Source organism: Streptomyces sp. NBC_00083 (genome assembly GCF_026343295.1).
Lineage (GTDB): Bacteria > Actinomycetota > Actinomycetes > Streptomycetales > Streptomycetaceae > Streptomyces.
The window spans coordinates 325,301-349,098 of sequence record NZ_JAPELY010000005.1; the positions used below are offsets into that span (position 1 = coordinate 325,301).

The following is a 23,798-nucleotide window of genomic DNA, read 5'->3' on the forward strand; positions in this document are numbered from 1 at the left end:
TCACAGTTCCCGGCCAGAGGTTGCGCGTTATTACCGACGGGTAGCATCATCGGAGGTACTGACCTACTTGCTGGTAGATGTAACCGACACCCTGCTTACGGAGCCGTCGCCATGGGGCACTACAAGTCGAATCTCCGCGACATCGAGTTCAACCTCTTCGAGGTGCTCGGACGCGACAAGCTGTACGGCACCGGCCCGTTCGGGGAGATGGACGTCGACACCGCCAAGTCGATCCTGGAGGAGATCGCCCGTCTCGCCGAGAACGAGCTGGCCGACTCCTTCGCGGACGCCGACCGCAACCCGCCGGTCTTCGACCCTGCCACCAACACCGCACCGGTCCCGGCGTCCTTCAAGAGCTCCTACAAGGCGTTCATGGACTCCGAGTACTGGCGGCTCGGCCTGCCCGAGGAGATCGGCGGCACCGTCTCGCCGCGCTCCCTGATCTGGGCCTACGCGGAGCTGCTGCTCGGCTCGAACCCCGCGATCTGGATGTACTCCTCCGGCCCGGCCTTCGCCGGCATCCTCTTCGCCGAGGGCAACGAGGCGCAGAAGAAGATCGCCGAGATCGCGGTCGACAAGCGCTGGGGCTCGACCATGGTCCTCACCGAGCCGGACGCGGGTTCGGACGTCGGCGCCGGCCGCACCAAGGCCGTCCAGCAGGACGACGGCTCCTGGCACATCGAGGGCGTGAAGCGCTTCATCACCTCCGGTGAGCACGACATGGAGGAGAACATCCTCCACTACGTCCTCGCCCGCCCGGAGGGCCACGGCCCCGGCACCAAGGGCCTGTCGCTCTTCCTCGTCCCGAAGTTCCACTTCGACTGGGAGACCGGCGAGCTGGGCGAGCGCAACGGCGTGTACGCGACGAACGTCGAGCACAAGATGGGCCTGAAGGCGTCCAACACGTGCGAGATGACCTTCGGCGACCAGCACCCCGCCAAGGGCTGGCTGATCGGCGACAAGCACGACGGCATCCGCCAGATGTTCATGATCATCGAGTTCGCCCGCATGATGGTCGGCACGAAGGCGATCGCGACGCTGTCGACGGGTTACCTCAACGCGCTGGAGTACGCCAAGGAGCGCGTCCAGGGCAGCGACCTCTCGCAGTTCATGGACAAGACCGCGCCGAAGGTGACGATCACTCACCACCCGGACGTGCGGCGCTCGTTGATGACGCAGAAGGCGTACGCCGAGGGCATGCGCTCGCTCGTCCTCTACACCGCCTCCATCCAGGACGCGATCCAGGTGAAGGAAGCGGCGGGCGAGGACGCGAAGGCGCTCGTCGGCCTGAACGACCTGCTGCTGCCGATCGTGAAGGGCTACGGCTCGGAGAAGTCGTACGAGAAGCTCTCGCACGAGTCGCTCCAGACCTTCGGCGGCTCCGGGTACCTCCAGGAGTACCCGATCGAGCAGTACATCCGTGACGCGAAGATCGACACGCTGTACGAGGGCACGACGGCGATCCAGGGCCAGGACTTCTTCTTCCGGAAGATCGTCCGTGACCAGGGCGCGTCCCTGAACACCCTCTCCGAGGAGATCAAGAAGTTCCTGGCGGAGCAGAACGGGAACGAGGCGCTGGGCGGCGCGCTCGACTCGCTCGCCAAGGCGGCCGTCGACCTGGAGGCGATCGTCGGCACGATGATCACTGACCTCACGGCGACCGGTGAGGACGTCAAGAACATCTACAAGGTGGGTCTCAACACGACCCGTCTGCTGATGGCGTCGGGTGACGTGGTCGTGGGCTACCTGCTGCTCAAGGGTGCGGCCGTGGCCGCGGAGCGGCTGTCCTCGGCTTCGGTCTCGGCGAAGGACGTCGCGTTCTACAGCGGCAAGGTCGCCGCGGCGAAGTTCTTCGCGGCGAACGTGCTGCCGGAGGTCGGGATGGCTCGGGCGCTGGCCGAGTCGGTCGACAACTCGCTGATGGAGCTGGACGAGGCGGCGTTCTAGTCGTCGCCCCGCCGCGCGGAGGGGCCCGGGGTGGTCGGACCCCGGGCCCCTTCGCCGTACCCACCCCCGGCGCGGTTCCCCGCGCCCCTGGGTGAGTGGACCCTGGCAGGGTGCTAGGTCTCGGCATCCTCAACCCGTCATGGGGGTCCCCCCTGGCCCTTAAGGCCTTGGGGGAGTTTGAGGACGGGGGCCATGGGCCGGGTGTCGGGGGGTACACGGTGCTGCGGAACCTTCCCGAGTGAAAGGTGAAGCACGTGTCGTCATCCCTGGTGGAAACCGTCGACGTCAACGCCCCCGTAGCCGTCTCCTGGGCGCTCTGGAGCGACGTGACCCGCTGGCCCGCGTTCCTGAGCCACGTACGCCGCGTCGACCCCCTGGACGGGCGCCGTTTCGCCTGGCAACTGGAGCTCCCCGGCGCCGAGAAGGGCTTCGTGGCGGAGCTCACCGAGGTGATCCCCGAGGACCGCATCGCCTGGCACACCGTGGAGGGCGTCCAGCACGCCGGCGTGGTCACCTTCCACCGCCTGAGCGACACGACGAGCCGGGTGACCCTGCAGATCGAGTACGACCCCAAGGGCTTCATCGAGCACCTCGGCGCACTCACCAACCTCGACTCGGCGCTCGCCAACTACGACCTCGGCGAATTCCAGAAACTGGCCGAGACGACCGCGGCGTCCTGATCGCCCCGCCCACCGACAGCCCGGCCACGCCTCCGCTCCGGCGGGGGATCCGGGCCTTTCGGGCCCCTCCGCAGGGGCGGGAGGGCAGAGCTCCCGGGGCCAAACGGGGCAAGACGCTCGGCGCCCGAAGGCGGGGCCGGGCCGCCGTTAGGGTGGCGGCATGAGCACACCCCCCCGCTTCGACCGCGGCCACACCGACGACCTGTTGACCTTCCTCGCGGCGAGCCCGTCGCAGTACCACGCCGTGGCCAACGCGGCCGCTCGCCTGGAGAAGGCCGGGTTCCGGCAGGTCCAGGAGACGGACGCGTGGGACGGCACGTACGGCGGGAAGTACGTGCTGCGCGGCGGCGCCATCGTGGCCTGGTACGTGCCCGAGGGCGCCGCCCCCCACACGCCGTACCGGATCGTCGGCGCCCACACCGACTCCCCGAACCTGCGCGTGAAGCCGCAGCCCGACACGGGGGCGTACGGCTGGCGGCAGGTGGCCGTCGAGATCTACGGCGGGACGCTGCTCAACACCTGGCTCGACCGCGACCTCGGCATCGCGGGCCGCCTCACGCTCAAGGACGGCAGCCACCGCCTCGTCAACGTGGACCGCCCCCTCCTGCGCGTCCCGCAGCTCGCCGTGCACCTCGACCGCTCGGTCAACACCGACGGGCTCAAGCTCGACCGTCAGCGCCACCTCCAGCCGATCTGGGGCCTGGGCGACGACGTGGAGGAAGGCGACCTGATCCGCTTCATCGAGCAGGAGGCCGGGCTCGCCGAGGGCGACGTGGCCGGCTGGGACCTCATGCTGCACTCCGTCGAGGCCCCCGCCTACCTGGGCCGCGACCGCGAACTCGTGGCCGGGCCCCGCATGGACAACCTGCTCTCCGTGCACGCCGGCACCGCCGCCCTGGCCGCCGCGTCCGCCGCCGACGACCTCCCCTTCATCCCCGTCTTCGCCGCCTTCGACCACGAGGAGGACGGCTCCCAGGCCGACACCGGCGCCGACGGCCCGCTCCTCGGCAACGTCATGGAGCGTTCGGTGTTCGCGCGCGGCGGCACGTACGAGGACCGCGCCCGCGCCTTCGCCGGCACCATCTGCCTCTCCTCCGACACCGGCCACGCCGTGCACCCCAACTACGCCGAGCGCCACGACCCCACGCACCACCCGCGCGCCAACGGCGGCCCCATCCTCAAGGTCAACGTCAACGCCCGGTACGCCACCGACGGCGCCGGCCGTGCCGTGTTCGCGGCGGCCTGCGAGCGCGCCGGAGTGCCGTGGCAGACCTTCGTCTCCAACAACGCGATGCCCTGCGGCACCACCATCGGCCCCATCACCGCGGCCCGGCACGGCATCCAGACCGTCGACATCGGCGTGGCGATCCTGTCGATGCACAGCGCCCGCGAACTGTGCGGCGCCGACGACCCGCACCTGCTCGCCGCCGCCCTCACCGCGTTCCTCGCCGAGTGAACCGCCGCGCCCGCACGTGAACCACCGCGCCGCGCAAAGGGATTGACCGTCCGGGGCCCGGGTACCCGGACGGTCCACCACCTTTCACGGAGGCGAGATCCATGGGCTTGGGCGGCTGCATCATCCTCATAGCGGTGGGGGCGATCCTCACGTTCGCTACGGACTGGCACGCCAACGGGGTGAACCTCGACGTCGTCGGGCTGATCCTGATGGCCGTCGGCATCATCGGCGTCGCCGTCTTCACCAGTGTGCTGCGCAGGCGACGCGTGGTGCCCGGCGCCACCGTCGTGGAGGAGGAGCGCCACCACGACGGCCTGCTGTAACCCTCCCCGGCCCACCCCCGGGTCCTCCGTCATGTGACCGGACCCCATGGGGACGGCTGTGGCGACCGCCTCACGTGACCCCCGCCACCTGTGGCCCGGGGCACGGATCCCGGCCCCCGCACCCCGCGTATCCTCGACTGTCCGGACCCTGACCAGGTCCGGGAAGTCCGGGAACGGGGAGCTAGGGGGTACCGCCACCGTGGAGTTCCGCGTCCTGGGGACGGTGGCCGTGGCGACGGAGGACGGCGCGTTCCTCGCGCTGGGCCCCGCCAAGCGGCGCAGCCTGCTCGCCATGCTGCTGCTCCAGCCCAACACCGCGATATCCGTGGAGCGGCTCACCGAAGCCCTGTGGGACGAGGAACCGCCCCAGCACTCGCGGACCGTGCTCCAGGGCCATGTCTCCCGCCTGCGCGCCCTGTTGGCCGAGCACGACGCCGAGGCGTACGGCATCGAACTGGTCACGCAGGGCCCCGCCTATGTGCTGCGGCTCCCCGAAACCCTCATCGACGCCCACCGCTTCGAGGAGCTCGTCGCGCTCGCCCGCGGCGGGCGCGCCCCCGGTGACGCGGTGCTCATGCTGCGCGAGGCGCTCGCGCTGTGGCAGGGCCCCGCCCTCACCGGCACCGTCCCGAGCCCGCCGCTCCAGACCGCCGCCCACACCCTCGAAGAGCTGAGGATCGCCGCCGTCGAGGCGCTCGCCGAGGCGTACGGGGAACTCGACGAGCACGGCAGGGCCGCTGCCGTCCTGCGCACCGAAGCCGTCGCCCACCCCCTGCGCGAGCCGCTGTCCGCCGCGCTGATGCTGGCCCTGAGCCGCTCCGGCCGGCAGTCCGACGCCCTCGAATGGTTCCACCGCACCCGCCGGCTGCTCGCCGACGAACTCGGCGTGGACCCGGGCCCCGCGCTCAGCGAGGCGTACGCCGTCGTCCTGCGGGCCGGCGCTCCCGCCATCACGGTCACGCCGAGCGCCACCGCAGAAGCCGAACCGGAGCCCGAACTCGTCTTCTCCGTACCGGAGTTGCTGCCGCGCCGCCCCCGCGGATTCACCGGACGGCAGGCGGAACTCACCGCGCTCGGCCGGGCCACGGCCGGGCAGTACGGCGCGATCGCCCTGGTCACCGGCGGCGCCGGGGTCGGCAAGACCGCGCTCGCCGTGCACTGGGCCCACGAGCGTCAGAGCGACTTCCCCGACGGGCGGCTCTTCGCCGACCTGTGCGGCTACAGCGACACCCCGGCCCGCCAAGTCACCGTCGTCCTGCGGGAGTTCCTGCTGGCGCTCGGGGTGCCCGTGCAGCGCGTGCCCGAGACCGAGGCCGGGATGGGGGCGCTCTACCGCTCGCTGACCGCCGACCGCCGCATCCTGGTCGTGCTCGACAACGCCCGCGACTCCGAGCAGGTCCGCCCGCTGCTGCCCGGCGGCGACCACAGCGTCACCCTCGTCACCAGCCGCGACCGGCTCGGCGGCCTCGTCGCCTCCGACGCGGCCCGCCCGGTCCGCCTCGACGAACTGCCCGCCGCCGACTGCACCGCGCTGCTCGCGGCCGTGCTCGGCGAGGAGCGGGTGGCCGCCGAGCCCGGGGCCGCCGCGCGGCTCGCCGGCCTCTGCGACGGGCTCCCGCTCGCGCTGCGCGTCACCGCGGCCCGGCTCGCCGCCCGGCCGCAGTGGACGCTGGCCGAGCTCGCCGGTGAACTCGCCGACGAGCAGCGGAGGCTGGGGCTGCTCCGGGTCGAGGACACCGGGGTGGCGGCGGCCCTGCGGCTGACCGTCCAGCAACTGCCCGAGCAGGCCCGGCGGATGTTCCGCGCGCTCGGCCTGCACACCGGATCCGAACTCGACCGCTACAGCGCGGCGGCCCTCGCCGGCTGCACCCCGGACCAGGCGGCCGCCGCCCTCGAACGGCTCGCCGCGGCCCACCTGGTGGTCGAGTCCGGCCCCCACGGCCCCGCCCGGCCCCCCACCCCGCCGGCCCCCGACGCCTACGCCCACCTCGGCTCCCCCCACCCCGGCCGCGCCGAAACGTACGCCGTGGAGGGTGCCCCGCGTTCCGGTCGCGCCGAGGCGTACGTCCATTCCGGGCGTCCCGACGCGTACACCCTCCACGACCTCGTACGTCTCTACGCCCGTGCGCTCGCCCCCGAGGCCGACCCCGACGGGCTCACCCGTCTCCTCGACCACTACCTCCACACCGGCCTCGTCGCGACCGCCACCGCCGAGCCGGGCAGCCAGCCCTGCTTCGCGCCGCCGCCCGGGGCGCGGCGGCCCGCGGCGGTGCGCGAGTTCGAGGACCGGCAGGCCGCACTCGCCTGGTACGAGGCCGAACGCGCCACCCTGCGCGGCGCGGTCGCCGCCGCGATCGCCGCCGGAATGCACGATCGGGCGTGGCGGCTGGTGCTGCTCCAGTGGCCGCTCATCCTGTGGCGGGTCCGCGACGGCTGGGTCCCGCTCCTCGAACAGGCCCTGGAATCGGCCGAGTTGGAGCAGGAGCTGGACGCGCAGTCCCGCACCCGCGCGCTGCTCGGCTGGGTGCTGCACGAGGAGGGCCGCTTCGACGAGGCCCTCGCCCAGCTGGAGAAGGCGCCCGACCTCGCCCGCCGGGCCGGCTCCGTCACCAGCGAGGCCATCGCACGCATCAACCTCGCGCTCATCCTCACGCAGTACGGCGAGGTCGGGCGGGCCGGGGGTCTGCTCGGCGAGGCACTTGCCCTGGCCGGGCGGGCCCGCGACCGGTCCACCGAGATGCTCGCCCATCAGCATCTGGCCCGGCACCACCTGAACTCCGGCGACCACGGGCTCGCCCTCACCCACTCCCGGCTGGGCCTCGAACTCGGGCCTTCACCCGAGGCGATCCCCCGCCGGGTGCTGCTGCGCACGAGCTACGGCGAGGCGTTGGCCGGGCTCGGCCGCATCGACGAGGCCCGGCGGCAGCTCGCCGACGCGGCACGCGAGGCGGACGACCACGGGTACGAAGAGGGCGCGACAGCCGCCCGCACGGCCAGCCTGAGGCTGCCGATGCCGCCCGCCACCGAGTAGCCGGGGCGCGGAAACCCGCGCGCCCAGCCACGCACGGTCCGCACCCGGGAGGCGGGGTTCGATGCCGATGCTGGGCATGCCGCCAAGGCCAACCCCGCCAGGGGCGCGGGGAACTGCGCGAGACGCGAGCACGATCCGCACACGAAAGCGGGGTCACTGGGGCTCCGCCCCAGACCCCGATCGCGCCCGAAAGGCGCTCGTCCTCAAACGCCGGACGGGCTGGGGTTGCCCGGGGTGGGCATGCCGCCAAGACCAACCCCGCCAGGGGCGCGGGGAACTGCGCGAGATGCGAGCACGATCCGCACACGAAAGCGGGGTCACTGGGGCTCCGCCCCAGACCCCGATCGCGCCTGAAGGGCGCTCGTCCTCAAACGCCGGACGGGCTGGCTGTGCCGGGACTAGGCACCCTGCCAAGGCCAACCCACCCAGGGGCGCGGGGAACTGCGCCGAAGGGGCCGGGGTCGGGCGGCCGCACCACGGGAAGGCCGAGCGCAGCGACCAGCGCTCTATTGTCTGACCATGCGCCCACCACACCGGTGCCGCGCGGGGACGCGGATCGGACCGGGAGAGGCGATGCGGGGGCGCGGAGACAAGGGCGCGGACGGCGGCATACGTACGGCCAGGAACGACCGCGCGCCCGGCGGGATCGCTCTCGCCGTCCTGGGCGCCCTGCTGTGCGCCTCCCTGACGGCCTGCACCGACCCGGCCACCGCATCCGCACCCTCCGGCGCGACCACGGTGTCGCACGGAGCGACCGCGCCCGCCCCGCCCGGCTCCCCGCGCGAGCACCCCGGCGCGTCCGATCCCGGCGCCGGACACGGCTCCGCGAGCGGGAGCCCGGCGCCGACGGCCACCCTCACCGTCACCCCCTCCGCCGCACCCTCCGCCCCCCTCCCCTCACCGAGCCGCAGCGACAGCGGCACCGGCACCGGCGGTACGGCCCCGTCGGACGACGGCGGCGAGGACGCCCGTGTCTTCTGCTCCCCCACCGCCCTGTCCTTCGTCCTGCGCCTCCCGGGCGCAGCGCACGGCGCCGCACGGCCCGGCTCCGACGTCCGCGCCGCGGGCGACGCCGTCCTGGTGGCCCGCAACACCTCCGGCCACACCTGCGTCCTGCGCGGCCTGCCCGCACTGACCGTCACCGACGACACCGGCCGGACCCTGTTCACCGCCGAACGGGCCAAGCCGTTCACGAAGCCGTTCGCCCTGCACCCCGGCGCGGGCGGTGTCGCGCGGGTCCACTTCGTCGCCCGGCGGGGCTGCCGGGGCACCGCCGTGCGCGTGGCGGTGCCCGGCTCCGGCACCGCGAACGGCGTGCCGGTGGTCGACGCGCAGGGCCGCCCGGCCGCCCTCTCCGTGTGCGGACCGACCGTGCGCATAGGACAGTTCACGCCCGGCTTCGGCTAGGGGCGCCCACCCGCTCGCCCACCCACTCGCCCTCCCGCGCCTATTCCTCCGCGGAATCCATCCCCGCGAGCACCAGCGGCAGCCGGGCCGTGCCGCCCTCGACGATCCGTACCGGCACGCCCCAGTCCTGCTGGTGCATGTGGCACGCCGGGTACTCGTTGTCCGGGTCGTCGTCGCAGGACGCCGCCATCGCCGACACGTGCAGGACGCCCTCGGCGACCTCCGGATTCAGGGCGAGTTCGCGCGCGAGGTCCGTGCCGGTGCCCTCGCCGGCGAGGAGCAGCTCGGGCGGGGTCGAGGAGACCAGCAGCCGCGTGGAAGGACCGTAGCGGGTGTCCAGCTTCTGCCCGGCGGGCGCCTGGAACACCACGTCCAACTGGAGCCGCCCCGGCGCGACTTCGGTCGCCGCGCGCCGCGTGCGGTGCGCCACCGCCTCGACGCGTACCGCCTCCTCGGGCAGCCGGAGCCGGGTCAGCCGGTGCCGCGCCGACTCGACCACCACGATGTCGTCCCCGACCAGCACCGCGTCGCTCGGCTCCCGCAACTCCGTGGCCAGCGTGGTGACCTGACCGCTCGCCGGGTCGTAGCGGCGCAGCGCGTGGTTGTACGTGTCGGACACGGCGACCGAGCCGTCGGGCAGCGCGGTGACGCCGAGCGGGTGCTGGAGCAGCGCCTGCGCGGCGTCGCCGTCGCGGTGCCCGAAGTCGAAGAGGCCGGTCCCGACGGCGGTGTGCACCGCGCCCTCGGTGTCGACGTAGCGCAGGGCGGAGGTCTCGGAGTCGGCGACCCAGAGCCGGTCCTCGGTGGCGGCGAGCCCGGAGGGCTGCGCGAACCAGGCCTCGGCGCCCGGACCGTCGACGAGGCCCTCGTTGGTGGTGCCGGCCGCGACCTCGACGGTCCTCGTCTCCGGGTCGTACGTCCACAGCTGGTGCACGCCGGCCATCGCGATCCACACCTTGCCGCGCCACCAGGCGACGTCCCACGGCGAGGAGAGGTCCACGTCGAGGGCGGGCCCGGAGGTGGGCCGGCCCTGCCACCACTGCGTGCCGGTGCCCGCGATCAGCTCGATCTCCCCGCTCACCGGGTCGAACGTGCGCAGCGCGTGGTGCACGGTGTCGGCGACGACGACCTTGCCGTCGGGGAGCAGCGCGAGCCCCTGCGGCTCCTTGAACTGCCCGTCCCCGCCGATCCGCCGCACGACGCTCTCCCCGTCGGGGGCGAGCTCGACCAGCTGGTGCCGGGTGGTGTCGGAGACCAGGAGGTTCCCGCCGGGCAGCACGAGCGCCTTGCCGGGGAAGCGCAGGTCGGTGGCGACGGGCTCCGGCGGCACGTACGGCCCGTCGCCGCGCCGCAGCGTGCCCTTCGCGCCGTGCTCGGCCTCCAGCTCCCCCACGAGGCGCTCGATGGCGTGAGCATGCCCCTCACCGGCGTGCTGGGCGACGACGTACCCCTCGGGGTCGATCACCACGAGCGTGGGCCAGGCGCGCACCGCGTACTGCTTCCACGTCGCGAGGTCCGGGTCGTCGAGCACGGGGTGCTCGACGCCGTACCGCTCGACGGCGTCGACCACGGCCTGGTGCTCGGCCTCGTGCACGAACTTCGGCGAGTGCACCCCGACGATCACCACGGTGTCCCGGTGCTTCTCCTCCAGCTCGCGCAGCTCGTCCAGGACGTGGAGGCAGTTGATGCAGCAGAACGTCCAGAAGTCGAGGATCACGATGCGCCCGCGCAGCTCGGCGAGGCTCAGCTCCTTGCCTCCCGTGTTGAGCCAGCCGCCCCGGCCGACCAGCTCGGGGGCGCGGACTCGGGCGCGGCGGGGGGTGGGGCGGGCGGGAGCGGGGGTGGGCTCCGGGGCTGCTGCGTCGTTCATGGTTCAAGCTTGCCATCCCGGCGTGAACGCCCTGTGTCGCCGTTCGCCCTTCGCCGTTCGGCGGGGGCGCCGGATGGGCAGGGGTGTAGCCATGAAATACCTCGTGCGAGACAAGATCTTCGCCATCGGCGACGACTACTGGATCGAGACCGAGGACGGGCGCCAGGCCTTCCTCGCCGACGGCAAGGCGCTGCGGCTGCGCGACACGCTGGAGCTGAAGGATCCGTCGGGGCGGGTGCTGATCACGCTCCGCAAGAAGATGTTCGCCCTGCGGGACACGATGACCATCGAGCGGGACGACCAGGCGCTGGCGACGGTGCGCCGCAAGCGCCTCTCCCTGTTGCGCAACCACTACCGGGTGCAGCTGGTGGAGGGCACGGAGCTCGATGTGACGGGCAAGATCCTGGACCGCGAGTTCACGGTGGAGTACGAGGGTGAGCTGCTGGCCCATGTGTCGCGGAAGTGGTTCCGCATCCATGAGACGTACGCGGTGAATGTGGTGCGGGAGGATGCGGATGCGGCGCTGATGATCGCGGTGGTGATCTGCGTGATCCGCATGGACGAACGCGACCACGACCACGACGACTGACCCCCCACCCGACTCCGCCGCGGCGGGCGCGGTGCCGGGTGCCCTACAGGGGCGCGGGGCTGTGCCGTCTGCGCGGCTCCGCTGCGGTGGGCGCGGGCTGCGGGCGTCGACGCCGGGTGCCCTACTAGGGGCGCGGGGAACTGCGCGGGTGCCCCAGCACGGTCCGCAGACGAAAGCCGGGGTTGCTGGGGCTCCGCCCCAGACCCCGTGATGGCCCCACCCCGCCCCTTCCCGAAACCCTCCGGGGGTGAGGGAGGGGCTGAGGTCCAGGCCCCTGGGGCTCTGCCCCAGACCCCGTTCGCGCCTGAAGGGCGCTCGTCCTCAAACGCCGGACGGGCTGGCTATGCCGGGAACGGGCACCCTGCCAAGGGCAACCCGCCCCGGGGGCTACAGGCCGAGCACCCTGTCCTTGAGGGCCGGGAAGACCTCCCGGGTTTCGGTGACCTTCGCCGGGTCGAGTTCCGCCGTGAGGATCTCCTCCCCCGCCCCCGCCTCACAGAGCACCTCTCCCCACGGGTCCACGACCACACTGTGCCCCGCCTGCTCCACCCCCGCATGCGTCCCCGCAGTCCCGCAGGCCAGCACGTACGCCTGGTTCTCGACCGCCCGCGCCCGCGCCAGCAGCGACCAGTGGGCGCGGCGTCGCTCGGGCCAGCCCGCCGAGACAACCAGGGCCTCGGCCCCCGCGTCGACGAGGCCGCGGTACAGCTCGGGGAAGCGCAGGTCGTAGCAGGTGGAGAGCCCCAGCGTGAGCTCGGGCAGCGGGACGGTGACCAGCCGGTCACCCGCGCCCATCAGCACCGCCTCGCCCTTGTCGAAGCCGAACCGGTGGATCTTGCGGTAGCTGTGCGCGAGCGCGCCGTCGGGCGAGAAGACGAGGGAGGTGTTGTAGAGCGCACCGTCCTCGCCCCGCTCCGGAACGGACCCGGCGTGCAGCCAGACCCCGGCGTCCCGGGCCGCCTCGGACATGGCCTGCGCCGTGGCGCCGCGCAGCGTCTCCGCCTCGTCGGCGAAGAGCTCGTAGGCGAAGGCGCCCACCGTCCACAGTTCGGGGAGGACCACCACGTCGCTGCCCCGCTGCTCCCGCACCAGCGAACCCACGCGTCGGCGACGGGAATTGACGGATTCTTCGGGGTTTACGTCGATCTGGATGAGCGAAGCGCGCACAGTACCACCGTCCTGGCCTTCGAGCCGTCAGCACTATGGGAAACAGCCTACGATCGTCACACCAAAGCACTGCCGGGGTGCTGCCCGGCAGCGTAACTTAGCGTCCAAGCCTCCCACGCAGCCCGCAGTCCAGCCCGCGTACAAAAGAACCGCCGAGGGGTCCCGTGACCGTCCATCCCAGCCTTCAGACCTACGCCGATGCCTGGACCCACTCCATCGAGGCAATATCGGAGCTGGTGCAGCCGCTCGTCGAAGGCGAGTGGAACCGTGCGACCCCCTGCCCGAACTGGTCGGTGCGCGACATCGTGTCGCACATCATCGGCATGGAGTGCGAGCAGCTGGGCGACCCGAGGCCGATCCACACCCTGCCGCGCGACCTCTTCCACGTACAGACCGAGTTCGCCCGCTACATGGAGATGCAGGTCGATGTGCGCCGGCACCACACGGCGCCGGAGATGACCTCCGAGCTGGAGTACACGATCATTCGCCGGGCGCGTCAGCTGCGCAACGAGAACCGGGATCCCGACACCAAGGTGCGCGCTCCCCTCGGCGCCGAGCAGACCCTGGAACTCGCGCTGCGGATGCGGGCGTTCGACGTGTGGGTGCACGAGCAGGATCTGCGCTGGGCGCTCAACAAGCCCGGGAACCTGGACTCGCCGGGCGCGTACGTGGCCCGCGACGTCCTGCTGAGCGCGCTGCCCAAGGTCGTGGCCAAGAACGCGGGCGCCCCGGCCAACTCGGCGGTCGTCTTCGACGTGCACGGGCCGCTGGAGTTCCTGCGCACGGTGCGGGTCGACGCGGAAGGGCGCGGCAGCGTGGACGGCGCCCCCTCGCTCGGCCCGCTGGTCACCCTCGCCCTGGACTGGGAGACGTTCCTGCGGCTCGCGTGCGGCCGGGTCCGCCCGCACGCCGTGGCCGACCGGGTGAAGACGGAGGGCGACCAGGCGCTGGCCGACGCCATCCTGCGGGAGCTGGCCGTCACGCCGTAGGGCGCCCCCGCTACACCGGTACGTGCACCGCCTCCACCCGGCTCGCCACCAGCCGGTCCCGTTCGCGGCGGTGGGCGCGGGCCCGCAGCCGCAGGATCTGGGTGAGGCCCAGCGCCTCGAGGAAGAACACCGAGGAGAACGCGATCCGGTAGTTGTCGCCGGTCGCGTCGAGCAGGACGCCCACCGCGAGCAGCGTCGTCATGGAGGCGATGAAGCCGCCCATGTTGGTGATGCCGGACGCGGTGCCCTGGCGCTCCGGCGGGTTGGCGGGGCGCGAGAAGTCGAAGCCGATCATCGAGGCCGGACCGCACGCGCCGAGCACCAGGCACAGGGTGGCGAGCAGCCACATCGGCGCGTGGGCGCCGGGGTACGCGATGGTGGCGGCCCACATGAACGCCGTCGCCCCCACGGTGCCGAGCGCCAGGGGGAGCCGGGCCGCGTGGTGGCGGGCTATGAGCTGGCCGTACACCAGCCCGACGACCATGTTGGAGAGCACCACCAGGGTCAGCAGTCCGCCGGCGGTCCCGCGGTCGAGGCCCTGCGCCTCCACGAGGAACGGCATGCCCCACAGGAGCAGGAACACCATCGCCGGGAACTGCGTGGTGAAGTGCACCCACATCCCGAGCCGGGTCCCGGGTTCGCGCCACGACTCGGCGATCTGACGGCGTACGAACGCGGCTCCGGCGTGGTGGGCGGGCGGCGGCTCGTGGCCCTCGGGGTGGTCGCGCAGGAAGAGCAGCAGCAGGACCAGGACGACGACGCCGGCGAGGGAGCTGCCCGCGAAGGTCTGGGTCCAGCCGACGCCGTGCAGGGCGCGGGCGATGACGAGCGTGGACACCAGGTTGCCGGCCATCCCGAACAATGCGGCGACCTGCCCGATCATCGGGCCGTGCTTGGCGGGGAACCAGCGCGAGCCGAGCCGCAGCACGCTGATGAAGGTCATCGCGTCGCCGCAGCCGAGCAGCGCGCGGGAGGCGAGGGCGGTGGCGTACGAGGGGGACAGGGCGAAGCCGAGCTGTCCGACGGTGAACAGGATCGTCCCGAGCACCAGGACCTTCTTGGTGCCGAGCCGGTCGACCATGAGGCCGACGGGTATCTGCATGCCCGCGTACACGAGCAGTTGGAGTATGGAGAAGGTGGAGAGCGCGGAGGCGTTGACGTGGAAGCGGTCGGCGGCGTCGAGGCCTGCGACGCCGAGCGAGGTGCGGAAGATGACGGCGACGAAGTAGACGCCGACGCCTATGCCCCACACGAACGCGGCCCGGCGCCCGCCGAGCGGCCGTGGTGCGGGCAGTGCGGCAGAACTCATCGGTCGTCCCCCCTGACCAGAACCTTGACCCAGCTCAGGTGCTGACGCACACAGTGCGCGGCGCGGTCGCCGTCGCCGTCCTTGATCGCGGCCAGCATCTCCTCGTGTTCGGCGATGTTCTTGGCGACGCGGTCGGGCTGGGCGTGCATGACGGCGACACCCATGCGCAGTTGCCGGTCGCGCATCTGGTCGTAGAGCCGGGCCAGGATCTCGTTCCCCGCGTTGCGCACGATCTCGGCGTGGAAGCACCGGTCGGAGACGGCGAGCGCCGCCAGGTCGCCGGCCGCGGCCTGTTCCTTCTGCTCCGCGAGCAGTTCCTGGAGCCGGGCGACGAGGCGCTCGGGCGCGGGCACCGCCCTGCGCACCGCGAACTCCTCGACGAGCAGCCGGGTTTCGACCACGTCGGCCGTCTCCTGCGCGGAGACCGCGAGCACGAGGGCGCCCTTCTTCGGATAGAGCTTGATCAGCCCTTCCACTTCGAGCTTGAGCAGCGCCTCGCGCACCGGCGTCCGCGACACCCCGACGGCCTCGGCCAGTTCGCCCTCGGTGAGCAGTGTGCCGCCCTCGTAGCGGCGGTCGAGCACCGCCTGCTTGACGTGCATGTAGACGCGGTCGGCGGCGGGCGGGCGCTTGGTGGCGGGGGCGGGGGCGGGGGCGGAAGGCATGCGCACAGGATAGATACAACAAGGGTGCATCAGAAACCACCGTCCGGATCGCGGAATGGTGCTCGCCCGGACGCGGAGGGCGGCGCCGCGGACGCACCGCGGCCCCCGGCGCGTCCGGAGACGCACTGGGGGCCGCGGGCCGACCGCGCGGGGCAACCGTGTGCCGGGGCGGGTGGCCCTGTCGGGACCGGGGCGGTCAGGCCCAGGTGATGAGGCGCTTGGGCCGCTCCAGGACGGCCGCCACGTCGGCGAGCACCTTCGAGCCGAGCTCGCCGTCGACCAGGCGGTGGTCGAAGGAGAGCGCCAGCGTGGTGACCTGGCGCGGCTTGACCTTGCCCTTGTGGATCCACGGCTGGAGCTTGATCGCACCGACCGCGAGGATCGCGGACTCGCCCGGGTTGAGGATCGGAGTCCCGGTGTCCACGCCGAACACGCCGACGTTGGTGATGGTCACCGTGCCGCCCGACATCGCCGCCGGCGACGTCTTGCCCTCGCGTGCGGTCGCCACCAACTCGCCGAGCGACTCGGCCAGTTGCGGCAGCGTCTTGGCGTGGGCGTCCTTGATGTTCGGGACGATGAGACCGCGCGGGGTGGCCGCCGCGATGCCCAGGTTCACGTAGTGCTTGAGCACGATCTCCTGGTTCGCCTCGTCCCACGAGGCGTTGACGTCCGGGTTGCGCTTGATCGCGACCAGGAGCGCCTTGGCGATCAGGAGCAGCGGGTTGACCCGCAGGCCCGCCATGTCCTTGTCGGCCTTGAGCTCCTCGACCAGCTTCATCGTCCGCGTCACGTCGACGGTCACGAACTCCGTGACGTGCGGCGCGGTGAACGCCGAACCGATCATGGCCTGGGCGGTCGCCTTGCGGACGCCCTTGACGGGGATCCGCGTCTCGCGGGCGTCACCGGTCTGAACGGCCGGAGCCGGAGCGGGAGTTGTTTCACGTGAAACAGGGGCCGGCTCGGCCGCGGGCGTCGCAGCCGCGTGGACGTCCTCGCGGGTGACGACGCCGTCGGGCCCGGTCGGCACCACGGTGGCGAGGTCGATGCCGAGGTCCTTGGCGAGCTTGCGCACCGGAGGCTTGGCGAGCGGGCGGGCCGGCGCGGGGGCCTGGCCGTTCAGCTCGGTCTGCACGGCGCGCAGCGCCTCGGCCGGGGCCTGCTCGGGAACGGAGGCTCCCTTGCGCGGGCGGCGCTTGGTCGAGGCCTCGGAGACGCCGTAGCCGACGAGGACGGGCTGGCGGCCCTTGGGCGCCTCCTCCTCGGGGGCAGCGGGGGCCTCGGCCGTCGCGGACGGTGCCACGGGCTCGGCGGCCGGGGGCTCCTCGGTGCCGGGGGCCACGTCCACGGTGATGATGGCCGTGCCCACGTCCACGGTCACGCCCTCGTCGAAGTGGAGCGAGCGCACCACGCCGTCGTAGGGGATGGGCAGTTCGACGGCCGCCTTGGCGGTCTCGACCTCGCACACCACCTGGCCGTCGGTGACGGTGTCACCGGGCTGCACGTACCACTTGAGGATTTCCGCCTCGGTGAGTCCCTCGCCGACGTCCGGCATCTTGAACTCGCGGAAGCGGGCTGCGTTCTCAGTCATTGTCGTCACGACCATTCCCTCAGTACGCCAGCGAGCGGTCGACGGCGTCGAGCACCCGGTCGAGGCCCGGCAGGTACTCCTCCTCCAGGCGCGCCGGCGGGTACGGGGCGTGGTAGCCGCCGACCCGGAGCACCGGGGCCTCCAGGTGGTAGAAACAGCGCTCCGTGATCCGGGCCGCGATCTCCGCTCCGGCGCCGTAGAACACCGGCGCCTCGTGGACCACGACGAGGCGTCGGGTCCGCTCGACGGAGGCCTGGATCGCGTCGAAGTCGATGGGCGACATCGAGCGCAGGTCCACGACCTCGATCGACTTGCCCTCTTCCTGCGCCGCGGCCGCGGCTTCGAGGCAGACCTTCACCATCGGGCCGTACGCCACCAGCGTGAGGTCCGAGCCGTCGCGCACGGTGCGGGCCGCGTGCAGCGGGCCGGGAATGGCCTCGGTGTCGAGCTCGCCCTTGTCCCAGTAGCGCCGCTTCGGCTCGAAGAAGATCACCGGGTCGTCGCACTGGATGGCCTGCTGCATCATCCAGTACGCGTCGGACGCGTTGGACGGGCTGACCACCTTGAGGCCCGCGACGTGCGCGAACAGCGTCTCGGGGGACTCGCTGTGGTGCTCGACCGCACCGATGCCACCGCCGTAGGGGATGCGCACGACGACCGGCAGCTTGATCTTGCCGAGCGCGCGGGCGTGCATCTTGGCGAGCTGCGTGACGATCTGGTCGTACGCGGGGAAGACGAACCCGTCGAACTGGATCTCCACGACGGGCCGGTAGCCGCGCAGGGCCAGGCCGATCGCGGTGCCGACGATGCCGGACTCGGCGAGCGGGGTGTCGATGACCCGGTCCTCGCCGAAGTCCTTGAACAGACCGTCGGTGACGCGGAAGACACCGCCGAGCTTGCCGACGTCCTCGCCCATGATGAGGACCTTGGGGTCGGTCTCCATCGCCTTGCGCAGCGACTCGTTGATCGCCTTGGCGATCGGCAACTTCTGAACGGCCATGGCTAGTTGCCCTCCCCGTCCGAGAACGACGCCTGGTAGGCGGCGAACTGGGCGCGCTCCTCGTCGACCAGCGCGTGGCCGTCGGCGTAGATGTGGTCGAAGATCGCCATCGGCTCGGGGTCGGGCATGGCGCGCACCGCCTCACGCACTCGCTTGCCGAGCGTCTCCGACTCGGTCTCCAGCTCCTCGAAGAACGCGGCGTCCGCGTGGCCGGCGTTCTCCAGGTAGGCGCGCAGGCGCAGGATCGGGTCCTTGGCCTCCCACGCCTCGCGCTCCTCGTCGGCCCGGTACTTCGTCGGGTCGTCGGAGGTGGTGTGGGCGCCCATCCGGTAGGTGAACGCCTCGACCAGGGTGGGTCCTTCGCCGCGCCGGGCCCGCTCCAGGGCGGACTTGGTGACGGCCAGGCAGGCCAGTACGTCGTTGCCGTCGACCCGGACGCCGGGGAAGCCGAAGCCCTGGGCGCGCTGGTAGAGCGGCACACGCATCTGCTTCTCGGTGGGCTCGGAGATGGCCCACTGGTTGTTCTGGCAGAAGAACACGACGGGGGCGTTGTAGACGGCGGAGAAGGTGAAGGCCTCCGCGACATCGCCCTGGCTGGAGGCGCCGTCGCCGAAGTAGGCGACCACCGCGCTGTCCGCGCCGTCCTTGGCCACGCCCATCGCGTACCCGGTGGCGTGCAGCGTCTGCGAGCCGATGACGATCGTGTACAGATGGAAATTGTTGGTGTTCGGGTCCCAGCCGCCGTGGTTGACGCCACGGAACATGCCGAGCAGGTTGGTCGGGTCGACCCCACGGCACCAGGCGACGCCGTGCTCGCGGTAGGTCGGGAAGACGTAGTCGTCGTCCCGCAGCGCACGCCCGGAGCCGATCTGAGCGGCCTCCTGGCCGAGCAGCGAGGCCCACAGGCCCAGCTCGCCCTGGCGCTGCAGTGCGGTGGCCTCGGCGTCGAAGCGCCGGGTCAGCACCATGTCGCGGTAGAGACCGCGCAGCTCCTCGGCGCTCAGGTCGACGTCGTAATCAGGGTGCTCGACGCGCTCGCCCTCGGGCGTCAGCAGCTGTACGAGCTCGGGCTCGGCGGCCGCCTTCTTCGCGCCGGCGGCGGCGGTGCGCTTGCTGCTGCGTCGCGGTTTGCGCGCGGCAGTGCTCTCCACGGTCACGTGCGTGCTCCTCCGTCTGTCCGGCTCCCGGGTTCGCCGGTGAGCCTGGGGGTCCCCCCGGCTCGTCCGGAGCTTGGGGGAGGCTCGCCTGTCCGTCTCAAGTGCACGGGGTGTGTGCGCTCGGCCGGGGATCAGGCGTGACAGGTGCCCCGGCGAGCGCCCTGCCAAAGGCACGTTACCCAGTGCTGCGCATTACTGCGAAACCCCGCTTGACCTGCGATTTTGCTTGGATTTCCAAGTAAATCGAGAAAGTGGTGAACAGTCGCTGGTCACAGCCTTGCAGGCCGCCGGAACAACGGCACGTTATCCCGGCCGGGCAGGTTCGGGAAGGGGTCACTTATGGCGCTCCTCGGCGTGCTCCGGATGAATGTGTGAGACTGATTCCGTGCGCGAAACAGGCAAAATCACCGTATTCCTGCTCGACGACCACGAGGTGGTTCGTCGCGGCGTCCACGAAATGCTCTCCGTCGAGGACGACATCGAAGTGGTCGGCGAAGCCGGCACGGCGGCGGACGCCCTGGTCAGGATCCCGGCCACCCGCCCCGACGTCGCCGTCCTCGACGTGCGCCTCCCGGACGGCAGCGGGGTCGAGGTCTGCCGCGAGATCCGTTCACGGAACGAGGACATCAAATGCCTGATGCTCACCTCGTTCGCGGACGACGAGGCCCTTTTCGACGCGATCATGGCCGGTGCCTCCGGATATGTCCTCAAGGCGATCCGCGGAAGCGAACTGCTGACCGCCGTGCGCGATGTCGCGGCCGGCAAGTCGCTGCTCGACCCGGTGGCCACCGCCCGCGTCCTGGAGCGGCTGCGCGACGGCGGCAAGAGCAAGGGTGACGACCGCCTGGCCAACCTCACCGACCAGGAGCGCAAGATCCTCGACCTGATCGGCGAGGGCCTCACCAACCGCGTGATCGGCGAACGCCTGCATCTCGCGGAGAAGACGATCAAGAACTACGTCTCCTCGCTCCTGTCCAAGCTGGGCATGGAGCGCCGCTCCCAGGCCGCCGCGTACGTGGCCCGGATCCAGGCGGAGAAACAGCACTGAGGCAGCACTGAGGCAGCACGGACGCGCCGGGTCCGCAGGGGCCCGGACACCGGCCCCCGCGGCCGTTCAAGGACCTACGGCCCGGCCGCACGGGGCCCCCAGCTCTTCCCCCGGCTCCCGCGGACCGCAAAAGTAGGGGGCATGTCCTTCGACGAGGAAGCCCACGCCATCGAGCTGCTCGGCCGTGTTCCGTACGGCCGCGTGGCCACCAGCATGCGTGCCCTGCCGTTCGTCGCGCCGGCCCGCCATGTCGTGGTCGACGGCCGGGTGCTGCTGCGGCTGCACGCGGGCCTCGGCTACCACCACGCCTGCCTGGGCAGCGTGGTCGCCTACGGCGCGGACAACCTCAGCTCGGGCGCGGACCACGTGTGGTCGGTGCAGTTCACCGGGACCGCGGAGCCCTTCGAGCCGACCGCACAGGAGCTGGAGCTGTTCGGCGCCGCGCCCCGCGAGGTCGACGGCGAGCCCTTCGACCCGGTCTACATGCGCATCGAACCCCAGTTCGTGACGGTTCATTCGCTGGACTACTCCACAGAGCGCCAACTCAAACACGCTGCGTGATCTAACATCTGACGAGTGCCGCGCTCATATGCAACTCCACCCGTGGGCGATCTGCTGCGCCGCTACGACTCCCCCGGAGAGCCGCTCTCCTGCGAACGGGTCGCCCAGGGCCTCCTGAACCGCGGCTACCGCCTCGCCACCACCCGCGGCGACTACTTCCTCAAGCACCACCTCGACGGCGACCACGAGGCCATCGCCCGCCAGCACCGCGCCACCGAACGCCTCCAGGCCCTCGGCGTGCCCGTCGCCCCGCCCGTACCGGATGCCCACGGCGACACCGTCGCGGTCATCGGCGGCCACTGCTACGCCCTGCACCCCTGGGTGCACGGCCGCCACCGCGACGGCGCCCAGCTGTGCACCGTGGAATCCCGCCGCCTCGGCGCGCTCCTCGGACTCGTGCACACCAGCCTGGCCCAGGTCATGGAGCCCGACGTACCGCAGGGCGAGCACCACAGCGCCGATCCGGCGGACAGCCTCGCGCTCATCGACGACCTGGTCGCGCGGGCCCGCAGGCACCGGCCCCGGGACAGCTTCGACGAGCTGGCCGAACACCGTCTCCTGGAGCGGCGGGTGCTGCTCGGCGAGCACGCCCACCGCCGCCCCGCCGCCCCCGCGACCGGCGCCTGGGTGCACGGCGACTTCCATCCGCTGAACCTGCTGTACCGCGGCGAGGGCCGCTCGGCGGAGCCCGCCGCGATCGTCGACTGGGACCGGCTCGGCGTCCAGCCGCGCGCCGAGGAAGCGGTACGGGCCGCGGTGATCTTCTTCGTCCGCCCCTCGGGCCGGCTGGAGCTGGCCAAGGTGCGGGCGTACGCGCGCGCCTACCGGCGGGCCGCCGGGGCCGACGCGGAGGAGCTGGCGGCCGCCGTGCACCGGGTGTGGTGGGAGCGGCTCAACGACTTCTGGATCCTGCGCTGGCGCTACCAGCTGCACGACCGAAGGGCCGACCCGCAGTTTCCTGCGGCATCGGCCCTGGCGGTCTGGTGGACCCGCGAGTACGAGGCGGTGTGCGAGGCCTTCGCGGGGTGAGGGGCGCGTCTCCGGTCAGGGGCTCGGCTTGGTGCCGCCGGGACCGGCGTTGGCGCCCGCGTTGGCACCGCCCTGGATGGTCCCGGCGTTCCCCGCCGACGTCCCCGTATTGCCGCTGGACGTACCCGTATTGCCGGCGCTGGTGCCCGTCGAGGCGCCCGTGTTCCCGGACGACGTCCCGGTGTTGCCGCTCGACGTGCCCTCGTTTCCGGAGGTGGTGCCTTCGTTCCCGGAGGTCGTGCCCTCGGTGTCCGTGCCCTGGCTCGTTCCCGACGTCGTGCCCTGGTCCGTGCCCGGCGAGTGCGACGACTGGGACTTGCTCGGGGACGGCGACGCGGAGCGCGAGCGGTGGCGCGACGGAGACTCGCCGTTGCCGTTCGTGCTGCTGCTGTACGACTGGCCCGTGCTGGTGCCCGGGGTGTCCGGCGTCGACGGGGTGTCCGACGCGGAGACCGACGGCGAGGTCTTCGGGGAGTTCGAGGTCGTTCCGCCGCTGCCGCCCGAGCTTCCGCCCGAGTTCTGCGTGGCCTGGAGCGCGAAGGCGACGCCCGCGGCGATCGCGACGATGGCGAGCACCACGAAGAGCACCATCTTGCCGGAGCCGGACTTCTTCTGGGCGCCGTGGCCGTAGCCGTCGTATCCGCCGTCGTCCGGGTTGGACGGCGGCAGGATCGGGCCGCCGAACTGCGAGGTGTCCCCGTGCACGGGGTGCCCCATGGCGGCGGTCGCGCCCGCGGTGCCCATCGCCGGGGTGCGGGCGTTCTCGTGCATCATCTCGACCGGACCGGTGTTCCAGGTACCGGTGTGGCCGCCCTGCGCCTGGAGCATCTGCAGCCCGTACTGGACCAGGCCGCGCATCTCCTCGGCGGACTGGAAACGGTCGTCCGGGTCCTTGGCGAGAGAACGCATGACGAGACCGTCGAGTTCCGGCGGCGCGACATGCGCCACCTGCGACGGCGGCACCGGCATGTCCTGGACGTGCTGGTAGACCACCGACAACGGTGTCTCGCCGACGAACGGGGGCCGCTGCGCCAGGAGTTCGTACAGCAGACAGCCGGTCGCGTACAGGTCGGAGCGGTGGTCGACGGCCTTGCCGAGCGCCTGCTCGGGCGAGAGGTACTGCGGGGTGCCCATGACCATGCCGGTCTGCGTCATCGTCGACTGCGCGCCGTGCAGGGCGCGCGCGATGCCGAAGTCCATCACCTTGACCGCACCGGTGTCGGTGATGATCACGTTGGCCGGCTTGATGTCACGGTGCACGATGCCGTGCTGGTGCGAGTAGGCGAGCGCTTCGAGCACGCCCGCGACGATGATCAGCGCCTGCTCGGGCGGCGGCGCGTCCGCGTCGACCAGGAGGTCGCGGATGGTGCGCCCCTCGACGAGCTCCATCACGATGTACGGGACGGTCTGGCCGCCCACGAAGTCCTCGCCGGAGTCGTAGACCGCCACCACCGCGTGGTGGTTGAGCCCGGCCACCGACTGCGCCTCACGCGTGAAGCGCGCCTTGGACACCGGGTCCTCGGCGAGATCGGCACGGAGCAGTTTCACGGCGACGGTGCGGCCCAGACGCACGTCCTCGGCGGCGAACACCTCGGCCATGCCGCCGCGCCCCAGCCGGTGGGTGAGGCGGTACCGGCCGTCGCCGACGAGACCGCCGACCCACGACTCGTGGTCCTGCCCATCGGCCATCCCGGCGCCGTTTCCGTCGGGTTCGGGTGCCATCAGTCCTCGCCGTCGTATCTGGCCGCGTCCGCGGTCTTCCCTTACGGTCTTCTGTCGTGCTCATCCGCTGGTTGTGCAGTAGTGCACGCTACAGCGTTGGCGGGGGGCGCCGGTCCGGGATGGACCGGCCGTCCAATCGGTTCCGCGTGTACCCATGCACATCTCGTACGGTTTCCATGCCATTCCTGTAACGCTTGCGAGTCTCTTCCCGTGCGTACGGTCACGGAACGGGCACCCGGCTTGACGTCACCCACCCCTCG

At 71.9% G+C, this 23,798-nt stretch carries 19 protein-coding genes; 11 read left to right on the plus strand and 8 right to left on the minus strand.

Going from position 1 to position 23,798, the window contains the following annotated elements; all coding sequences use genetic code 11:
* Nucleotides 1-111: 111 nt before the first annotated feature.
* The 6 genes from OOJ98_RS34095 (at nucleotide 112) to OOJ98_RS34120 (ending at nucleotide 8,844) form a co-directional block, all read left to right on the plus strand.
* Nucleotides 112-1,947 carry an acyl-CoA dehydrogenase gene (locus OOJ98_RS34095; RefSeq protein WP_267059005.1) on the plus strand — a complete coding sequence of 612 codons (1,836 nt, stop codon included), beginning with the start codon at nucleotides 112-114 and terminating at the stop codon, nucleotides 1,945-1,947.
* Between the two features lie 254 nt (nucleotides 1,948-2,201).
* On the plus strand, nucleotides 2,202-2,627 hold the full coding sequence (locus OOJ98_RS34100; RefSeq protein ID WP_267059006.1) for an SRPBCC family protein: 426 nt from the start codon (nucleotides 2,202-2,204) through the stop codon (nucleotides 2,625-2,627).
* 160 nt (nucleotides 2,628-2,787) lie between these two features.
* A complete protein-coding gene (locus OOJ98_RS34105; RefSeq protein WP_267059007.1) occupies nucleotides 2,788-4,083 on the plus strand; it encodes a M18 family aminopeptidase in 1,296 nt (431 codons plus the stop codon).
* A gap of 101 nt (nucleotides 4,084-4,184) precedes the next feature.
* On the plus strand, nucleotides 4,185-4,406 hold the full coding sequence (locus tag OOJ98_RS34110; RefSeq protein WP_267059008.1) for a DUF6458 family protein: 222 nt from the start codon (nucleotides 4,185-4,187) through the stop codon (nucleotides 4,404-4,406).
* A 199-nt stretch (nucleotides 4,407-4,605) separates the two neighbouring features.
* Entirely contained in the window at nucleotides 4,606-7,437 is a 2,832-nt protein-coding gene (locus OOJ98_RS34115; RefSeq protein ID WP_267059009.1) for a BTAD domain-containing putative transcriptional regulator, read from the plus strand.
* A gap of 573 nt (nucleotides 7,438-8,010) precedes the next feature.
* Nucleotides 8,011-8,844 carry a DUF4232 domain-containing protein gene (locus OOJ98_RS34120; protein ID WP_267059010.1) on the plus strand — a complete coding sequence of 278 codons (834 nt, stop codon included), beginning with the start codon at nucleotides 8,011-8,013 and terminating at the stop codon, nucleotides 8,842-8,844.
* Nucleotides 8,845-8,884: 40 nt separating this feature from the next.
* On the opposite strand, the gene OOJ98_RS34125 is transcribed toward OOJ98_RS34120, so the two are convergent.
* A complete protein-coding gene (locus OOJ98_RS34125; RefSeq protein WP_267059011.1) occupies nucleotides 8,885-10,714 on the minus strand; it encodes an NHL domain-containing thioredoxin family protein in 1,830 nt (609 codons plus the stop codon).
* Between the two features lie 91 nt (nucleotides 10,715-10,805).
* Between OOJ98_RS34125 and OOJ98_RS34130 the strand changes: the two genes are divergently transcribed.
* Nucleotides 10,806-11,303: an LURP-one-related/scramblase family protein gene (locus tag OOJ98_RS34130; protein WP_267059012.1), complete on the plus strand. Its 498-nt coding sequence runs from the start codon at nucleotides 10,806-10,808 to the stop codon at nucleotides 11,301-11,303.
* A 387-nt stretch (nucleotides 11,304-11,690) separates the two neighbouring features.
* On the opposite strand, the gene OOJ98_RS34135 is transcribed toward OOJ98_RS34130, so the two are convergent.
* Nucleotides 11,691-12,470 (minus strand): carbon-nitrogen family hydrolase, encoded by a 780-nt coding sequence (locus OOJ98_RS34135; RefSeq protein WP_267059013.1) that lies wholly within the window; start codon nucleotides 12,468-12,470, stop codon nucleotides 11,691-11,693.
* Between the two features lie 164 nt (nucleotides 12,471-12,634).
* Between OOJ98_RS34135 and OOJ98_RS34140 the strand changes: the two genes are divergently transcribed.
* Nucleotides 12,635-13,459, plus strand: a complete 825-nt coding sequence (locus OOJ98_RS34140) for a maleylpyruvate isomerase family mycothiol-dependent enzyme (RefSeq protein ID WP_267059014.1) — start codon at nucleotides 12,635-12,637, stop codon at nucleotides 13,457-13,459.
* A gap of 10 nt (nucleotides 13,460-13,469) precedes the next feature.
* On the opposite strand, the gene OOJ98_RS34145 is transcribed toward OOJ98_RS34140, so the two are convergent.
* The 5 genes from OOJ98_RS34145 to pdhA all read right to left on the minus strand — a co-directional run bounded on the left by OOJ98_RS34145 (nucleotide 13,470) and on the right by pdhA (nucleotide 19,178).
* Nucleotides 13,470-14,768, minus strand: a complete 1,299-nt coding sequence (locus tag OOJ98_RS34145) for a nitrate/nitrite transporter (protein WP_267059015.1) — start codon at nucleotides 14,766-14,768, stop codon at nucleotides 13,470-13,472.
* Nucleotides 14,765-15,433 carry a GntR family transcriptional regulator gene (locus OOJ98_RS34150; RefSeq protein WP_267059016.1) on the minus strand — a complete coding sequence of 223 codons (669 nt, stop codon included), beginning with the start codon at nucleotides 15,431-15,433 and terminating at the stop codon, nucleotides 14,765-14,767. The genes OOJ98_RS34145 and OOJ98_RS34150 overlap by 4 nt, the downstream gene beginning before the upstream one ends.
* A gap of 196 nt (nucleotides 15,434-15,629) precedes the next feature.
* Nucleotides 15,630-17,030: a dihydrolipoamide acetyltransferase family protein gene (locus OOJ98_RS34155; RefSeq protein WP_267059017.1), complete on the minus strand. Its 1,401-nt coding sequence runs from the start codon at nucleotides 17,028-17,030 to the stop codon at nucleotides 15,630-15,632.
* A gap of 10 nt (nucleotides 17,031-17,040) precedes the next feature.
* Nucleotides 17,041-18,021: an alpha-ketoacid dehydrogenase subunit beta gene (locus OOJ98_RS34160; RefSeq protein ID WP_267059018.1), complete on the minus strand. Its 981-nt coding sequence runs from the start codon at nucleotides 18,019-18,021 to the stop codon at nucleotides 17,041-17,043.
* A gap of 2 nt (nucleotides 18,022-18,023) precedes the next feature.
* Nucleotides 18,024-19,178 carry a pyruvate dehydrogenase (acetyl-transferring) E1 component subunit alpha gene (gene pdhA, locus OOJ98_RS34165; protein ID WP_267059019.1) on the minus strand — a complete coding sequence of 385 codons (1,155 nt, stop codon included), beginning with the start codon at nucleotides 19,176-19,178 and terminating at the stop codon, nucleotides 18,024-18,026.
* 385 nt (nucleotides 19,179-19,563) lie between these two features.
* On the opposite strand from pdhA, the gene OOJ98_RS34170 reads away from it, so the two are divergent.
* From OOJ98_RS34170 to OOJ98_RS34180, 3 genes are all read left to right on the plus strand, one after another.
* The gene (locus tag OOJ98_RS34170) at nucleotides 19,564-20,226 is read left to right on the plus strand and encodes a response regulator transcription factor (protein ID WP_323177966.1); all 663 of its coding nucleotides are present in this window, start codon (nucleotides 19,564-19,566) and stop codon (nucleotides 20,224-20,226) included.
* Between the two features lie 141 nt (nucleotides 20,227-20,367).
* Nucleotides 20,368-20,787: a pyridoxamine 5'-phosphate oxidase family protein gene (locus OOJ98_RS34175; protein ID WP_267059021.1), complete on the plus strand. Its 420-nt coding sequence runs from the start codon at nucleotides 20,368-20,370 to the stop codon at nucleotides 20,785-20,787.
* Between the two features lie 15 nt (nucleotides 20,788-20,802).
* Nucleotides 20,803-21,816: a phosphotransferase gene (locus tag OOJ98_RS34180; RefSeq protein ID WP_267059022.1), complete on the plus strand. Its 1,014-nt coding sequence runs from the start codon at nucleotides 20,803-20,805 to the stop codon at nucleotides 21,814-21,816.
* 15 nt (nucleotides 21,817-21,831) lie between these two features.
* Here the strand turns inward: OOJ98_RS34180 and OOJ98_RS34185 are convergent, their stop codons facing one another.
* Nucleotides 21,832-23,538 carry a protein kinase gene (locus OOJ98_RS34185; RefSeq protein WP_267059023.1) on the minus strand — a complete coding sequence of 569 codons (1,707 nt, stop codon included), beginning with the start codon at nucleotides 23,536-23,538 and terminating at the stop codon, nucleotides 21,832-21,834.
* Between the last annotated feature and the right edge of the window lie 260 nt (nucleotides 23,539-23,798).

Bases quoted from the DNA above. Each gene is read 5' to 3' on its own strand.
- OOJ98_RS34095 (WP_267059005.1), top strand. From the start codon at position 112: ATGGGGCACTACAAGTCGAATCTCCGCGACATCGAGTTCAACCTCTTC.
- OOJ98_RS34105 (WP_267059007.1), top strand. From the start codon at position 2,788: ATGAGCACACCCCCCCGCTTCGACCGCGGCCACACCGACGACCTGTTG.
- OOJ98_RS34110 (WP_267059008.1), top strand. From the start codon at position 4,185: ATGGGCTTGGGCGGCTGCATCATCCTCATAGCGGTGGGGGCGATCCTC.
- OOJ98_RS34120 (WP_267059010.1), top strand. From the start codon at position 8,011: ATGCGGGGGCGCGGAGACAAGGGCGCGGACGGCGGCATACGTACGGCC.
- OOJ98_RS34125 (WP_267059011.1), bottom strand. From the start codon at position 10,714: ATGAACGACGCAGCAGCCCCGGAGCCCACCCCCGCTCCCGCCCGCCCC.
- OOJ98_RS34130 (WP_267059012.1), top strand. From the start codon at position 10,806: ATGAAATACCTCGTGCGAGACAAGATCTTCGCCATCGGCGACGACTAC.
- OOJ98_RS34145 (WP_267059015.1), bottom strand. From the start codon at position 14,768: ATGAGTTCTGCCGCACTGCCCGCACCACGGCCGCTCGGCGGGCGCCGG.
- OOJ98_RS34150 (WP_267059016.1), bottom strand. From the start codon at position 15,433: ATGCCTTCCGCCCCCGCCCCCGCCCCCGCCACCAAGCGCCCGCCCGCC.
- OOJ98_RS34160 (WP_267059018.1), bottom strand. From the start codon at position 18,021: ATGGCCGTTCAGAAGTTGCCGATCGCCAAGGCGATCAACGAGTCGCTG.
- OOJ98_RS34175 (WP_267059021.1), top strand. From the start codon at position 20,368: ATGTCCTTCGACGAGGAAGCCCACGCCATCGAGCTGCTCGGCCGTGTT.
- OOJ98_RS34185 (WP_267059023.1), bottom strand. From the start codon at position 23,538: ATGGCACCCGAACCCGACGGAAACGGCGCCGGGATGGCCGATGGGCAG.